14 protein-coding genes are annotated in these 14707 nt (G+C 46.1%); 11 read left to right on the top strand and 3 right to left on the bottom strand.

Annotated features, from left to right (window positions below; genetic code table 11):
* Positions 1 to 71 precede the first annotated feature (71 nt).
* The 8 genes from DOM22_RS07900 (at position 72) to DOM22_RS07935 (ending at position 9379) form a co-directional block, all read left to right on the top strand.
* A complete protein-coding gene (locus tag DOM22_RS07900; RefSeq protein ID WP_142699843.1) occupies positions 72 to 1004 on the top strand; it encodes a bifunctional riboflavin kinase/FAD synthetase in 933 nt (310 codons plus the stop codon).
* A 31-nt stretch (positions 1005 to 1035) separates the two neighbouring features.
* Positions 1036 to 1827, top strand: coding sequence for a hypothetical protein (locus DOM22_RS07905; RefSeq protein WP_210415709.1), 792 nt, complete (start codon positions 1036 to 1038; stop codon positions 1825 to 1827).
* 47 nt (positions 1828 to 1874) lie between these two features.
* Positions 1875 to 3575, top strand: a complete 1701-nt coding sequence (gene pilB / locus DOM22_RS07910) for a type IV-A pilus assembly ATPase PilB (protein ID WP_142699845.1) — start codon at positions 1875 to 1877, stop codon at positions 3573 to 3575.
* Entirely contained in the window at positions 3575 to 4618 is a 1044-nt protein-coding gene (locus DOM22_RS07915; RefSeq protein ID WP_142699846.1) for a twitching motility protein PilT, read from the top strand. The genes pilB and DOM22_RS07915 overlap by 1 nt, the downstream gene beginning before the upstream one ends.
* Positions 4619 to 5845, top strand: coding sequence for a type II secretion system F family protein (locus DOM22_RS07920; RefSeq protein ID WP_142699847.1), 1227 nt, complete (start codon positions 4619 to 4621; stop codon positions 5843 to 5845).
* Positions 5845 to 7422, top strand: a complete 1578-nt coding sequence (locus DOM22_RS07925) for a nitrogen regulation protein NR(II) (RefSeq protein ID WP_142699848.1) — start codon at positions 5845 to 5847, stop codon at positions 7420 to 7422. Before DOM22_RS07920 ends, DOM22_RS07925 begins: the two co-directional genes overlap by 1 nt.
* Positions 7423 to 7461: 39 nt before the next feature.
* Positions 7462 to 8868 carry a sigma-54 dependent transcriptional regulator gene (locus tag DOM22_RS07930; protein ID WP_142699849.1) on the top strand — a complete coding sequence of 469 codons (1407 nt, stop codon included), beginning with the start codon at positions 7462 to 7464 and terminating at the stop codon, positions 8866 to 8868.
* 76 nt (positions 8869 to 8944) lie between these two features.
* Positions 8945 to 9379, top strand: coding sequence for a bacterioferritin (locus DOM22_RS07935; RefSeq protein WP_181606899.1), 435 nt, complete (start codon positions 8945 to 8947; stop codon positions 9377 to 9379).
* A gap of 78 nt (positions 9380 to 9457) precedes the next feature.
* Here DOM22_RS07935 and DOM22_RS07940 read toward each other — a convergent pair whose 3' ends face one another.
* Positions 9458 to 9895: a FixH family protein gene (locus tag DOM22_RS07940; RefSeq protein ID WP_246845898.1), complete on the bottom strand. Its 438-nt coding sequence runs from the start codon at positions 9893 to 9895 to the stop codon at positions 9458 to 9460.
* Between the two features lie 144 nt (positions 9896 to 10039).
* On the opposite strand from DOM22_RS07940, the gene DOM22_RS07945 reads away from it, so the two are divergent.
* Together DOM22_RS07945 and DOM22_RS07950 are read left to right on the top strand one after the other, a co-directional pair.
* Entirely contained in the window at positions 10040 to 10777 is a 738-nt protein-coding gene (locus DOM22_RS07945; protein ID WP_142699850.1) for a dienelactone hydrolase family protein, read from the top strand.
* Positions 10774 to 11406 (top strand): YkvA family protein, encoded by a 633-nt coding sequence (locus DOM22_RS07950; RefSeq protein WP_142699851.1) that lies wholly within the window; start codon positions 10774 to 10776, stop codon positions 11404 to 11406. The genes DOM22_RS07945 and DOM22_RS07950 overlap by 4 nt, the downstream gene beginning before the upstream one ends.
* 372 nt (positions 11407 to 11778) lie before the next feature.
* On the opposite strand, the gene DOM22_RS07955 is transcribed toward DOM22_RS07950, so the two are convergent.
* Positions 11779 to 12576, bottom strand: coding sequence for a M48 family metallopeptidase (locus DOM22_RS07955; RefSeq protein ID WP_142699852.1), 798 nt, complete (start codon positions 12574 to 12576; stop codon positions 11779 to 11781).
* A gap of 90 nt (positions 12577 to 12666) precedes the next feature.
* Positions 12667 to 13158 carry a hypothetical protein gene (locus DOM22_RS07960; protein WP_142699853.1) on the bottom strand — a complete coding sequence of 164 codons (492 nt, stop codon included), beginning with the start codon at positions 13156 to 13158 and terminating at the stop codon, positions 12667 to 12669.
* Between the two features lie 102 nt (positions 13159 to 13260).
* On the opposite strand from DOM22_RS07960, the gene DOM22_RS07965 reads away from it, so the two are divergent.
* Positions 13261 to 14706, top strand: coding sequence for a DUF1254 domain-containing protein (locus DOM22_RS07965; RefSeq protein WP_142699854.1), 1446 nt, complete (start codon positions 13261 to 13263; stop codon positions 14704 to 14706).
* Position 14707: the final 1 nt, after the last annotated feature.

The raw sequence follows: 14707 nt of genomic DNA on the forward strand, positions 1-14707 counted from the left end.
GCAAATTTATTAAAAATATCAACTACTAAAAGCCCTTACCGCCAGGCGCAGAATTAGGTATATTGAAAAATATGCATATCTATCAAGGCGTCGGGCAGATGAGCTCCGTTTTAGAGTCTTCTGTCGTCACAATTGGCAATTTTGACGGTGTCCATCTAGGACATCAGCAACTCATTGAAACAGTCACGCGCGAGGCACAACATTATGGCGTGCCTTCGGTTGTGTATACTTTCCATCCTCACCCTGTAAAAGTGCTGTTTCCAGAGCGCCAAACGCAAAGAATGTTCGATCTGCGGGATCAGCAAGAACAGTTCGAAGCCCGGGGTATTGAGTGCGTGATTTTAGAGAACTTCACTAAGGAATTTTCTCAAGTCACAGCTCAGGATTTCCTGCAAAATTATGTGATGAACAAGCTTCATCCAAAAACCTTGGTGGTGGGGCACGATTTTAATTTCGGCGCCAATCGCACCGGGAATATTTCTTTTCTTGAAGGTTTCTGCGCCCAGCACGGCATTCGCTTGATCGTGATTCCTCCGTTTCAACTGGAGGGGCAGGTTGTTTCAAGTACCCGCATCCGTGAGGCCTTGCAGTCTGGGGAAATTGAAAAAGCCGAAAGACTTTTAGGTCGCCCTTATTATTTGCGCGGCACAGTTGAAAAAGGTTTTCAGCGGGGTCGTACAATCGGTGTTCCGACGGCCAATGTGCATCCTGACGTGGAATTTGTTCCACGCAAAGGCGTGTATTTTACTTACACTCGTATCAATGGTCACAATCATCCTTCGATCACCAACATTGGTGTGAATCCCACGTTTCAGGAAGACAACAAGGGCCCCGTGAAAATCGAAAGTCATATTTTTGATTTGGATGCCCAGCTTTATGGGGTTGAGGTTGAGGTGGAGCTTTTGCATTTCCAACGCGATGAAATGAAGTTCTCGGGTATCGAAACTTTGAAAGAGCAAATCTATAACGACATGGCCGCGGCCCGAAAGTACTTCAATGAGTAAAATTCTTGAGTTCCGCGAGGGGAATCCCAGCATGTTGTTTCGTTTTCTGCAGTTTCTTGCAGGAAAAAAGCCGGATCTTTTTCAGTTGGAGCAACATCAAACTTATTCTGCAGAACTATTGAAAGACGCGAGTGCTGCTTTTTTCTCTTTTGAGCAAGCACGCCTGCTTTATCCTTCTTTGCAAATTTTGCCAGCACAGGTGCGTATGCTGGAGTGTTTTGACTTTTACTTTCCGGAAGATGGGAAGTGGTATCCTCGCCTGCTTTATTATGAAGCCATTCATCGCGTACTGGTCGAGCGCGCTCGTGATTTGAATATTCGCGTGCCGGCCTTTGTGGTCGGCGAGGGGGAGTGCTTAAGAATTGCCGCAGCCGTTTGTACAGAGCTTGGTTTTTCGGAAATCTATCTGATTGGTGAAAATACCATGCAGCTTCATCGCGAAGCGCGCATTCTGTCCCGAGGAAACTTAGGAATTAAGTTTAAAGTGTTACCCATCGAAGAGCTTACAATTCAGGCAGTCAGTGCTTCTTTGATCATCAACACGGTTCATCTAAAGCATGAAAGCGAATTGTTAAAAGACTTGTCGTACTTTAATTTCATGAACACTGGCGGATATGCCTTTGACTGCAACCTTGGCAACTTACAAAGCGAGCTGATGGAAGAAGCGGAGCGTGCTGAACTGAAGGTTCTCCAGCCGTCAGATTTGTTGCAGGCTTTGGTCGAGATAGTTTTTGAAAAACTCAAACAAAGCGAAGTTCTTGAGCGCACCGACCTCACGGCATGGGTGAGGGAGTTCAAGGAGCAAAACTCTTCTTCCGTCTAGTTACAAAAAACGGCACCCTGGTATAAAGTTATGTTTGGGGAGCCACAATGTCTTCGATCAAAATTGGCGAAATATTAGTTAAGCAGGGTCTGCTCAAGCCGGACCAGTTAGCTCATGCTGTTGAAGAACAAAAAAAATCAGGTTCTCGCCTCACTGGCGTCATCACGCAACTTGGATTTCTTAAAGAAAATCAAATTCTTCGCGCGATGGAAAAGCACTTTGCTGTTCCTGGTGTCGAAGTCTCTTCATTTGAAATTGATCCTTCCGTTATTCAGCTTATTCCACGGGATGTTTGCGATCGCAATCAATTGATTCCACTTCAAAAAGCGGGATCAACACTGGTCGTGGCTTTCGCTGATCCAAGCAACATCATGGTGAAAGAAGACTTGCGCTTTATCACCCGATGCAAAATCCAGGCGGTGGTTGCGACCGAAACTGCTATTGCTGCGAGTATCGAGAAATACTACGGCGGTAATATCAACGTTAAGAATTTAAATACCATGGCTGAAGCTATGGAAGAGGAGTACGCAGCGAATGCGACCGCCACTGAAGTCATCGATTCGGATGCAGGTGGTGAGGAAGCTCCGATCGTTAAATTTGTGAATCAGATTTTGGGTGAAGCCATCATCAAAAAAGTGTCTGATATCCATTTTGAACCATATGAAAAAAGATTTCGTGTGCGTTTTCGTATCGACGGGAACTTGATCGAAGCTACGCAACCTCCCCAAGGGACGGGTGCTGCGATTGCATCGCGTATTAAGATCATGTCTAAACTCGATATCGCTGAAAAACGCCGTCCCCAAGATGGTCGTTTGAAAGTTCGTACCAAAAAAGGTCGCGAGATGGACTTTCGTGTCAGCGTTCTGCCAACGATCTGGGGCGAAAAAGTGGTCATGCGTTTGCTCGACAAATCCAATCTTCAATTGGACATGACGAAACTGGGCTTTGAAGAAGACGATTTGAAACTCTTCAAATCCATGATCAATCTTCCGCAAGGGATGGTGTTAATCACGGGCCCCACGGGATCTGGTAAAACCACAACAATTTATTCTGCCTTGGCAGAGTTGAATAAGCCTGACGTGAATATCTCCACAGCAGAGGATCCGGTGGAGTTCAACTTAGAAGGTATCAATCAGGTGCAAATGAATCCTGATATCGATTTGAACTTCTCGAGTGCTTTAAAATCATTCCTTCGTCAGGACCCGGATATCGTCATGGTGGGGGAAATTCGTGACCTTGAGACGGCTGAGATCGCCTTTAAAGCGGCCTCCACAGGTCACTTGGTTGTAAGTACTCTGCATACCAACGATGCCCCCGGCACAGTGATTCGTTTAACGGAAATGGGTGTCGCAAATTATATTATCACCTCATGCGTGAACTTGGTTGTGGCTCAGCGTTTGGTGGGTAAAAACTGTGAATCTTGTAAAGTGCCAATCGAAGTTCCGGCGCAAACACTTATAAATCTGGGAGTGCCCCAAGCGGAAGTTGGCGAATATAAATTGATGCGTGGAAAAGGTTGTTCGAACTGTAACAACTCCGGTATCAAAGGTCGTCTTGCCGTTTATGAATTGCTGTCCATGACTGAAAAAATGAAGGAAGCAATTCTTAAGAATGCTTCGACGGGACAGCTTCGTTTCTTGGCACGCGAACAAGGAATGAAAACTCTCCGTCGTTCTGCTTTGTTGAAATTAAAAAGAGGCCAAACAACGATTGAAGAAGTCTTGAATGCATCTGTGAAGGACACATAATGAGTTTGACAGAATTGTTAATGCAAGCGAAGGCTAAAAAATCTCAAGAATTCCTATTTGTCGTAGGCAGTGAACCCCGTGCTCGTAGCATGACAGGTTGGGAAAGCTTACGCGCTTCTCCGGGGTTGATGACGGAGTGGAAGCTTTTGCAACAAAGCTTTCTGGATGATCAACAAAAAGCAATGCTGGAAACCACAGGTGTGGTTGTCGGGGAAACCGCTTTGGAAAATACGCGTATTGGATTTTCGTTCTTTCAACATGAAAGTACGATGAAGGCCATTATCGATTTGGATCTGGATGGCTCCCGATTCGACATGCCACTTCCGGGCAGCTATATGGAAACTTGTTTGCGCATGAAGGGTCTTGTGATCGTTTCGGGCGCAGGGGAGTCGGGCCAAACCGGAACTCTTTATAAAACAATGCAAAAGATGGGCGAAGAAAGATCGTTCATGGGCGTGGTTTTTTCGACAAAACCTTTCCCGCAAGTGCGTGAAGCAAAATCCTGTTTTCTTTATCACAACGGAATTTTCGCAAGTAAAGACGAACGTGATAGTTTGTTAAATGGTGTTGATGTTGTGGTTTATGACGGCGCTTCTGACGATGCCAGCTTCCTGGAGGCTATGGCTTTGGCAGAGCGTGGCGTGTTCGTTATTTATTCTATGCGCGCACCGTCGTTGATGAATGCTCTTCGTCGTTGTCTGTCGGTGATGACGGATCGATTTGATCAACATGGCTCTTCGCGTTTTGCGGAAGTTTTTTCGATGGGTCTTGGCCAATATGCGATGGCGGGATTGGGTAATGACCGCGTGTTCGCGCACGAATTGCTCTTAGTGAAGCCTCAGATTCGTGAATTCATAGAACGTCAGGAAATGAGTTCTTTGCAAGCGGTTTTGACAACAGCTCCAGAGCACTCTGGCATTCTGACTTTGAATCAATCTTTGCTTCAGCATTTGATCCGCCGTCGTGTGGATTTGAAAACGGCTTTTGAAACATCTCGCGATCCAGACAACTTGGATCAGTTGCTCAAGAAGGTGGGCATCTAGATGGCTAAGTTTCAATACCAGGCTCGCGCCGCCACTGGAAATATAGTTCAGGGGGAAATCGAAGCAGCGACTCAGCAAGAGGCGATCATTCGTCTTCGTGCTCAGCAGTTGATGCCGACGAAACTGGTAGCGATGGCCCGTGCAACGGGTAAAAAAGCCAGCACACCGGCTCCCATGTTTGGTGGCCGCGTAAAGGGTAAAGATCTGCAGATCTTTACCCGTCAGTTTGCGACCTTGATCAACGCCGGTATCCCAGTGGTGGATTGTTTGAAAATTCTTTCAGAAGGTTTACGCCCCGGTCCTCTGCGTGAAGCAGCCGGCACGGTAAAATCTTCGATTGAAAGCGGTCGTCGTCTGGCAGACTCCATGGGGCAAGTGCCTCTGGTATTTGATAAATTGTATGTGAATATGATCCAGGCCGGGGAAGAAGCCGGTATCCTGGATGGTATCTTGAATCGTCTGGCTCTCTATATGGAGAAATCAGAAAAACTAAAAAGTCAGGTCAAGGGTGCCCTGGTGTATCCGGCCGTAATCCTGGTTGTAGCCTTTGCGGTTATCACTGGTATCTTGGTTTTCATCCTTCCAAAATTCATGGAGTTCTTTAACTCCGCGGGTAAAGAACCACCGGCACTGACTCAAATGGTCGTCGCGCTGTCTAATTCTATGATTCATAAATGGTACCTTTACGTTTTCGCTGTAGTTGGTATCCCCTTCGCGATTCTTCAGTACTACCGTACCGATGAAGGCCGCGACACGATGGATAGACTTTTCTTTAACGTGCCAGTATTCGGTGAGGTTATTCAAAAATCCGCTATCGCGCGATTGACTCGTACTTTGTCGACTCTGTTGTCTTCGGGTGTGGGTTTGATCGAAGCGATCGATATCTCGGCCAAAACCGCAGGTAATATCGTGATCGAGCAAGCTTTGCTTCGTTGTAAAGCCTCAGTGACTGAAGGTCGTACTTTTGCGTCTCCGCTTCTTAAGGAAAAAGTTTTTCCTGAGATGGTTGTGCAGATGATCTCGATCGGTGAGCAGTCCGGTACGATGGATATCATGCTGGGTAAGATCGCCGATTTCTATGAAGACGAAGTTGAAACAGCTGTTAAAGCGATGACTTCCTTGCTTGAGCCACTGATGATGGTTTTCTTGGGTGGTATCATCGCGGTTCTGGTTATCGCCATGTATCTTCCGATCTTCTCTATGGCAGACGTTGTTGGCGGGGGCTAATGCGCTTAAGTTACGCCCTTCAGAATAATAAAAACCAGGGACTGACAGTCGAGTTTGCTCGGGTCAGTCTCTTTGTTATTGTTCTTTTAGTCAGCGTTATTTCTACGATGACTCAAGGAAGTTTCGTGAACTGGTCGGTGCAAGCACCGTTTTATCTGGTTCTGACTTTGGCGTTGGGCCTGCATGTGGTTTGGATTTCCGAATGGGACCAACTGCTGCAACATCCAAAGGCGTTGTTCTTTGGTTTCGTGTTGGATTCTGTTTTCATTTCTCTACTGATTTACTATTTCGGTTTGAATCAGTCGCTTTTCTTGTTCCTGCATCTGGTAAATATCTTGCTTGCCGGAATCGCATGTCGGGGAGTGGGTGCTTTAACGCTAGCACTTTTCACCAGCATCACATTCACTATCGCGGCGTTATTTTCGCCGGAAATGAAAGCGCTGAATTTCTTTTTCTTGTTGGCGTTAAACAACATCGCGTTCTTCTCTGTCGCAGGTCTTTCCGGCTATTTGAGTGAACAGCTGCAGTCAGTTGGTAAAGAGCTTAAGAAAACAGGTTTAAGTCTTCGTTCTGCGCAGGAATTGAATCAGTTCATCATGGAGAATATCCCTTCGGGAATGTTGTCTTTCACCGCTGAAGGCCAAGTTTTGACGGCGAATAATTCAGCGTTGGAGATCTTAGGTAAATCTGCTCCTGCCGAGATCAACTGGTATCGTATTTTTCCAGAAACAGAGCGCGCAGCAGATAATTTTCGCGGGGATTTAAAGTATATCGAAAGCAGCGATCAAACTGCTAAAATTTTAGGTGTCACACTTTCAAAAGTGTACAGCCCGGATTTACAAGCGCCTCTTTCGATTGCCTTGATTGATGATTTGACCAAAGTTCGTCAGTTGGAATTCGCAGCTCGCCAAAATGAAAAATTGGCAGCGGTGGGTGGCTTGGCTGCGGGTATTGCTCATGAAATCCGCAATCCATTGGCGGGTATCAGTGGCAGTATCGAGATGCTGACGCAAACCGTGACGAATGATGACGATCGCAAGCTGATGAAAATTGTTTTGCGCGAAATTGATCGCCTGAACAACTTGATCACAGAATTCCTTGAATATGCTCGTCCTGAAAAGCCACCAACAGATGTTGTCGATATGGCGTTTTTATTGAACGAAGTTTTTGATGCTATAAAAACAGACACGAAAGTGCGCGCCGATGTTCAGCAAGTTCGTGAAATTGGAGCGGGGCTCAGAATTCTTGGTCACAAAGACAAGTTGAAACAGGTTTTCTTAAACATCGTTTTAAATTCGTATCAAGCGATGCAGGATTCTGCAATAGCGCAACTGACGGTGAAAGCTGTTGCGAATGAAAAATCAATCGTGGTTAGCATTCGCGACACAGGTTGCGGAATGAGCGAAGCCACTCGTAAGAAAATGTTTGAACCCTTTCATACGACGAAGCCCAAAGGTACAGGCCTTGGTCTAGCTGTGACTCATAAAATTTTAGAAGGTCATAGTGCCCAAGTCTTCGTGGAGAGTGAGCAGGGTGTGGGTACAGAGTTTGTTTTGACTTTCCCGAAAGCAAACTAAAGAATAGGTAATATATCACAGGATGTGGGAGCGAGGAACATGAAGCCGAGAATTCTTGTTGTCGACGACGAAGAATCAATACGCGAATTTTTAGAGATCATGCTGAAAAAAGAAGGCTATGAGATCACTTTGGCTGAAGACGGCCAAAAAGCAAAAGACCTTCTGACAAAAAAATCTTTCGACATGATCATCTCCGATTTGCAGATGCCCCATGTGACAGGTATTGAGCTTCTTAAGCACGTTAAAGAATCATACCCAGACACCGTGTTCATGTTGATCACAGCTTTCGGTACAACGGAAACTGCGGTTGAAGCCATGAAAATGGGTGCTTACGACTATTTGACGAAACCTTTCAAAATCGACGAAGTTCGTTTGAACATTCAAAATGCTCTGCGTTCACGCAATTTGGAAGTTGAGAATAGAACACTTAAGAAAGAGTTAACGAAAGAATACTCTTTCCAAAGCATGGTCGGAAACTCGCCTGCAATGCACGCGATCTTCGACATGGTTAAACGTGTATCTCAAACGCCAACCAACGTTCTTATAACCGGGGAATCTGGTACGGGTAAAGAAGTGGTGGCAAAAGCGATTCACTACAACGGGCCATTGAAAGATCGTCCGTTTGTAACCGTGAACTGCGGTGCGATTCCTGAGAACTTGATGGAATCCGAAATGTTCGGTCATAAGAAAGGTTCCTTTACCGGAGCTGTGGCTGATAAATCGGGTCTTTTTGAAGTGGCTGATACAGGGACATTGTTCCTGGATGAGGTCGGTGAGTTGCCGCTGACGATTCAGGTAAAATTACTTCGTGCGATTCAAGAGCGTGTAGTTCGTCGCGTGGGTGCAACGGAAGACGTTAAAGTTGAAGTTCGTATTATCGCAGCGACAAATCGTAATCTTGAAGAGATGGTGGCTAAGGGTACTTTCCGTCAAGATTTGTTCTATCGCTTGAATGTTATCAATATTAAAACGCCAAGCTTGCGTGAGCGTCGTGAAGACGTTCCGTTGCTGGCGAACCATTTCTTGAAAAAGTATAATGAGCGCCTGAATAAAAATATCGGCGCGATCAGTGCTGAAGCGATGGAAATTCTTAAAAAGTACGACTACCCAGGTAACGTGCGTGAGCTTGAAAACATGATCGAGCGCACGGTGGCTTTGGAGGGTGGTGCGACCATCTTGCCTGAGTCCTTGCCGCCAATGGTTAACACGGCTTCTGGCCGCAAAATGGCGTCTTCCAATGAAATTGAGATGGGAGATGACGGGGTTGACTTGGATAAGGTCATGGGCCAAATTGAAAAAGAACTTTTGGTCAAAGCGATTCATTCCGCTGGTGGCGTGAAAAAGAGAGCAGCAAAACTGCTTCACATCTCTTTCCGCTCGATGCGATATCGCATTGAAAAGTACAATCTCGGCGTCGTGGGTGACGACGAGCTTGACGATGAATAGTCCACTTTAAAGTGACTAAAAAGCCCCGCAAGGGGCTTTCATCATTTTAAGGCAGTAACAATATAAGGAGCGGGTCATGACGGTGCAGGAAGATAAAAAGAAAATAGTAGAACTACTTAACGAAATCATCGAGATGGAAATCTCGGCGGTGATTCGTTATCTGCATTATGCGTTGATGATCAAAGGCCCCAATCGTATCCCAATTGTTAAATGGTTCCATGATCAAGCCAATGAGGGTTATGCCCATGCTTCTATGATCGGTGAAAAGATCACGGCATTTGGCGGTCATCCTTCATTGAAAGTTTCTCCGGTTCCTGAAACAAACACGCACAAAGTTTTGGATATCTTGGCTGAGAGCTTGGATTTCGAATTGAAAGCTTTAGCAAAGTACAAAGAGCTTTTGAAGCACGTTGGTGATGACGTAGCCCTTGAAGAACTGGTTCGTGGTCAGATCCGTTTGGAGACAGAGCACGTTGAAGAGGTGCGTAAGATGTTGGATGTAAATCACTAATATCCCAAAGATTCTAAGAAATAAAAAAGCCAGGAGTGATCCTGGCTTTTTCTTTTTCAGCGTATGAACTTTTTGAAACTACCTAGAAACCCATACTGGGATTTCAAGGTGTTGAGCTTGGTCATTCAAAGTGAAATCAATACGAACATTCCATTGGCCCGGCATCACAAACCATGCGTTTGTTACTAGGTAAACTCCGTTCGCATTTTCAACGATGTCCACCGGAGAAGATCCATGGCCGTGATGACCCATGTTCATCCAAAGATCGACTTTGAAGTTTTGTAAGGGAGCTCCATCAAATCCTTGAACCAAGACTTGAAATTGTCCTTCAGTTGAAGCCGTCACATCGGTTTTATAAAGAAGTTGTGCGCACAAAGATTCCACGGTTTGTGAGCAAACGATTGTGCTAAGCTCGCCAGCTTTAGGGGAAGCAGGTGCTCCGTAAACCTGTGCGGAAGCCACGGAAGTTAAAGTAATGGATGCAACCAGCGTGATAACTGACATAAGCAATTTCATAAACTCTCCTTAATAGGTGCCTGATATAGCAAGGAATCTTGGGATTGCCATCACATATTTCTAAGCGCAACAATGAGTTGCATCTGTTAATTGTTGACGGCGACGGGATAGTTTTAGATCTAATGTTTCATGTAAGGAGTTCAAATGGCTTACGAGAAAAGAAGCGTCTCTACCGCAGATGGTGCGATGACGGTTCATATCACCAGACCTGAAAAAGCCGATACAAGGAAGCCCGCCTTGATCGTTTTGCAGGAAGCCTTTGGAGTAAATCATCATATTTTGAATGTGTGCAAGAAGCTTGCGGATCACGGTTACGTGGCTTTGGCTCCAGAACTTTTTCATCGTGCAGGTGATGGCGTCACGGTTGAGTACACGAACTTTCAAGCCGTGCGCCCGATTTTGGGAGAGCTTACGAACGCCCGCATGATCGACGATATGACTCAAACATTTAAGCTCGCTCAAAGCTTACCATTTGTTGAGACCTCTAAGGTCGGAACGATTGGTTTTTGCATGGGTGGATTTGCGGCTGTTTTGGCGGCTTGTCATCTTGATTTGGCGGCGGCGGTTTCCTTTTATGGAGGCGGTATGACAGAAGAACGTTCTGGCTTCGCTTTCAAACCCTATATGCACGATTTCAGCTCGATAAAATGCCCTGTGTTTTTAGGGTTTGGCGCTGAGGATCAGAGTATTCCTCCGGCGCAAATCGATCAGATTCGAGCTCAGCTTAAACAAGCTCATGTTCAGGCCCAAATAGCGGTGTATCCCGAGGCGCAACATGGCTTTTTATGCGACGAAAGAGCTTCTTTTAACCCCAAAATGGCTGATAAAGGATGGAAGGATATCTTTAATTGGCTTCAACAATATGGTATGATGACACTATGAAAATCAGCCAAATTAGCAAAATCTCTAAAGATACCGGTTTGAGTCCTGAAAAATTGGCCGTCTATTTTCAAGTGTCTAACATGACACTTCGTCGTTGGTTAAAGAAAGGCGGCACAGCCCGCGTTCCTTCCCAATACGACACGAATATCTATCAAGGTATTCTGGCTATGGTTAAAGACGGTGCCATCGACAAAGACCACGAATGCGTGAAAGAAGCTTACGAGTTCACACAGGTCTTGTTTGCTAACAACTCTTTCATGATGATGGACTTGCAAGCCGCTCAATTCGAAAACACCGGCAACGATGAAGACGGATTGATGGACTTATGTTTGCGCCTGGGTCAGCGCGATGACAGCTTGTCATACGTTCAAAGAAACGAACAAACTCTTCAAGACCTCGAAAAGAAAAGCCCCAGCATCCGCGAAAAAGTCACAGCACTTTGGAACGTCCTTAAAGACGGCGAATTGCAAAAGACTTCCAAATACGTTGCAGTCGGAGCATTGTTCTATTTAGTCTTCCCATTCGACTTCATCCCAGACTCCGTTCCGGGAGTAGGATTGCTAGACGACTATGCAATCCTGTCGATCGCAATGGATCACTACTTGCGAATCAAAAATCTAAAAGGCTAAAACCTTCGAAAGCATCTCCAAAAGAGATGCTTTTTTTATTTCTATTGTTTGAATATGGGGATTTGAAACGGCCAAATCCCGTCTGCCTTGGTCCCATCGGTCTCACGCCTGCTTCTCCGCGACACGCGATGCAAAGGGCTCCTGCCCTCTGCCCTACGGGCTGCGCTCAAAAATAGCAGGATGCTATTTTTGTCCGGGCTCACCGTCGCCGGCTTCGCCGGCTCGCGCATCCATGCGCCGACGGAGGTCGCTGCGTAGCAAGCATGAGCCCGCTGTGCCCAAGTCAGCCGGGCTTTGGCCGTTTCAAATTCAGTCTTTAAAATAGAAATAAAAAAACCATCTCTTTTGGAGATGGTTTTTTTGTTGGGGCTTTTATTTTTTTGTGGCTTCGTAGAGTGGGGTTACTTTTGGTAGAAGCGAAGAGATGTGATTCAAACGTGTTGAATCTGCCGGGTGAGTAGAAAGAAATTCTGGTGGTTTGTTGCCGCCGTTTGAGCCCATTTTTTTCCAGAGGGACATGGCTTCTTTTGGATCGTAGCCGGCTCTTGCCATGAGTTCGACTCCGATGGTGTCGGCTTCGGATTCTTGGCCTCTTCCGTGGGGTAGGGAGACCATCAGGTCGCCGAGTGTGCTGGCGGCACCGGCGTAGCTAGAGCTTAGTGTGTCTGTTGCTACTAAGATATTTAGTAGGTTTTGTTTTACCATTTCTTCGGAGACGCGTTCTCTTCCGTGTTCGCGGAGGGCGTGGGCTATTTCGTGGCCCATGACGGCGGCTATTTCTCCGTCGGTCATGTTTAGTTTTTCGATGATGCCGGTGTAGAACACGATTTTACCGCCGGGCATGCAGTAGGCGTTGATGTCGGGGCTGGTGATGACGTGGACTTCCCATTGCCAGGAGGGGGCATCTTTGCGGAAGATGCCGGTTTGAGGGATGAGTTTGTTGGCGATGGTTTGCACTCGTTTTAGTTGAGCCGGGTTGACATCCAGGGCGCCTTTCTTTTTGGCTTCGTCTTTGGTTTGTTGGAAACTTAAGGCCGCTGCTTGATTGATTTCTGCAGAGCTGACCATCATCAGCTGTTTGCGTTTTACTCCCACGGCGCCTTCGTCAGTGGTGCTGGCGCAGCCTGCGATGATTGAACTAACAAGAAGAATTAATAGTGAGTTTTTCATTGCATTAGCATGGCAAAATCACCGGGGTCTTGTCAAAGTCGGGTGTGTTATTCGGCGGAGTGACAGGATCTTGGCAAAGAACAGTCGGTGTTACTGGTTGCGACTGTTTTTCCAGGCGAAATAAATCAATGTGCCTGCCGATGTTGCCAGTGCCAGATAAAGGAAAATGTGATTTTCAGTGGAGGGGTCGCTGGAGGAACGAATACCGAAATAATAAACTGCGGTTTTTAAAATAATTCCGGATTGAATCACCGCCCAAACATACGGAAACATTTCGCGAAAAGTTTTTTGTTCCTGAGTTAATACCTTAGGGCGTTTTTCAAAAGTCGGTTCAAAATCCCAATAATTGTTGCGATGAAAATCCGTCACGACAGTATTCCAAGCGCGACGTAACTCCGTGCTGTTGATTTCAGAAGTTCCATTTTTCAGCAACTCCAGATCCAACTTTTCTAACGCCAAGGCACGCAAAGCAGTTTCGTCGGCTTCAGTAAAGAAGCCACGATTTGTGGTGAAATCTTCTTTGAAATGGGTCTGAGTTTCCGTCAGAGCTTTTTGTGCTTCAGCGTCCAGTGTGGCTTTCATGGCAGTTAAGTTATGACGGAGGTCTTGTCTTTGTCAAAAGGCTTATTGTTTTGAGTCGTCGCTAAATGGAACCTAATTATATGAAATAATCTGGAGGGATTCATGCGCTTGAAGCAAGTGGTATTGACGCTTTTATCCTCTGTTTTGTTAAGCTGTGCAAACTCGCAAGCGAACAATGCTCGGGTCACTCCGACAAATGGTGATGGGATCAAGCAGATTGCGGCAGACGCGTATATCTATGCTTACCCGATGGTGGTCATGGCCACAGCGCGCGAAGTAATGACTGCAGTGCCTCGGGCCGGCCGCGAGAAAGCTCCATTAAATCAAATCGCCAATCAACGCACTTTGCCTTCACCTGATACGACTCGGCCTTTTGCAGAAACGGATATTTTAAGCAGTCTTTCTTGGATTGATGTTTCGAAAGAGCCCGTCGTGATCAGTTTGCCTGATGCCGGAAAAAGATTTGTGATGTTCTCGTTGGTCAGTGCGTGGGGGGAAGTGTTTGCCACTCCCGGAAGTCGAACTTCAGGAAATCAAAAGAAAGACTTTGTTCTGACCGGTCCCGAATGGAAGGGGACCGTCCCAACCAATATGCAAAGAATTATCGCACCGACAAATTCCGTGTGGATGGTGGGGCGAGCCCAGTTGAAAGATACCGCGGACTATGACCGTCTGTATCGCTATCAGGATAAAATCAGTGTCAGCACTCTTTCGGAGTTTGGCAGTAAAACTGTAAAACCCATGTCTGTCGTATTCAATATCGATGTCGACAATCGCACACCGATTTTTGATCAAGTCGAAAGCATGGATGCCCGGGTTTTCTTTGAAGTCTTTGCGAAAGAACTAAAAAAGAATCCCCCGGCGCAAACTGATGGCGCAATGGTTTCTCGCCTGGCGGCTCTGGGAATCTTTCCGGATAAAGAATTTAACTATGATGCTCTTCCAGAATCAGTAAAAGAGGGAATTAACTCTGGATACTTTGCAGGACAGGATCAGTTTGCCGAGTTTCAGCGAGGTACTCCGAATATGAAAGTGGTCAATGGCTGGGGTACGCCGATCCTTTCAGGCAAATACGGCACCAACTACAAAGCCAGAGCCTTAATGAAGAAATTGGGATTCGATACCACGGCTCCGCAAGATATGTCCTTCGCCAGAGCGCTGGTCGACGGGCGGGGGGAGCGCTTAAATGGGAGCTTCAAATATCTTTTGAAGTTTCCGAAAAACCAAACGCCACCAGTTCATGGTTTCTGGTCGCTGTCCCTGTATAACACCAGAAAATTTTTTGTACCTAATCCGCTTGAAAGATATTCGTTGGGAAGTGGGCAACACTTGAAAACGAATCCGGATGGTTCTATCGATATTTACGTACAAGCCGTTTCTCCGGGCAAAACGCTGGAATCCAACTGGTTGCCTGCCCCGGCTGGTGAAGACTTCAATTTGGTGATGCGGATGTATTGGCCAAATCAATCAGTCCTTGATGGCACCTGGAAGATTCCGGCTCTGGAAAAAATACCGGAGTTTAAAAATCTCTCTGAAAATTTGTATTAGA

Source organism: Bdellovibrio sp. ZAP7 (assembly GCF_006874645.1).
In the GTDB taxonomy this organism is placed as follows: Bacteria; Bdellovibrionota; Bdellovibrionia; order Bdellovibrionales; family Bdellovibrionaceae; genus Bdellovibrio.

Coding starts and splice junctions, on each gene's coding strand:
- DOM22_RS07900 (WP_142699843.1), top strand. CDS start 72: ATGCATATCTATCAAGGCGTCGGGCAGATGAGCTCCGTTTTAGAGTCT.
- DOM22_RS07905 (WP_210415709.1), top strand. CDS start 1,036: ATGTTGTTTCGTTTTCTGCAGTTTCTTGCAGGAAAAAAGCCGGATCTT.
- pilB (WP_142699845.1), top strand. CDS start 1,875: ATGTCTTCGATCAAAATTGGCGAAATATTAGTTAAGCAGGGTCTGCTC.
- DOM22_RS07915 (WP_142699846.1), top strand. CDS start 3,575: ATGAGTTTGACAGAATTGTTAATGCAAGCGAAGGCTAAAAAATCTCAA.
- DOM22_RS07920 (WP_142699847.1), top strand. CDS start 4,619: ATGGCTAAGTTTCAATACCAGGCTCGCGCCGCCACTGGAAATATAGTT.
- DOM22_RS07925 (WP_142699848.1), top strand. CDS start 5,845: ATGCGCTTAAGTTACGCCCTTCAGAATAATAAAAACCAGGGACTGACA.
- DOM22_RS07930 (WP_142699849.1), top strand. CDS start 7,462: ATGAAGCCGAGAATTCTTGTTGTCGACGACGAAGAATCAATACGCGAA.
- DOM22_RS07935 (WP_181606899.1), top strand. CDS start 8,945: ATGACGGTGCAGGAAGATAAAAAGAAAATAGTAGAACTACTTAACGAA.
- DOM22_RS07940 (WP_246845898.1), bottom strand. CDS start 9,895: ATGAAATTGCTTATGTCAGTTATCACGCTGGTTGCATCCATTACTTTA.
- DOM22_RS07945 (WP_142699850.1), top strand. CDS start 10,040: ATGGCTTACGAGAAAAGAAGCGTCTCTACCGCAGATGGTGCGATGACG.
- DOM22_RS07950 (WP_142699851.1), top strand. CDS start 10,774: ATGAAAATCAGCCAAATTAGCAAAATCTCTAAAGATACCGGTTTGAGT.
- DOM22_RS07955 (WP_142699852.1), bottom strand. CDS start 12,576: ATGAAAAACTCACTATTAATTCTTCTTGTTAGTTCAATCATCGCAGGC.
- DOM22_RS07960 (WP_142699853.1), bottom strand. CDS start 13,158: ATGAAAGCCACACTGGACGCTGAAGCACAAAAAGCTCTGACGGAAACT.
- DOM22_RS07965 (WP_142699854.1), top strand. CDS start 13,261: ATGCGCTTGAAGCAAGTGGTATTGACGCTTTTATCCTCTGTTTTGTTA.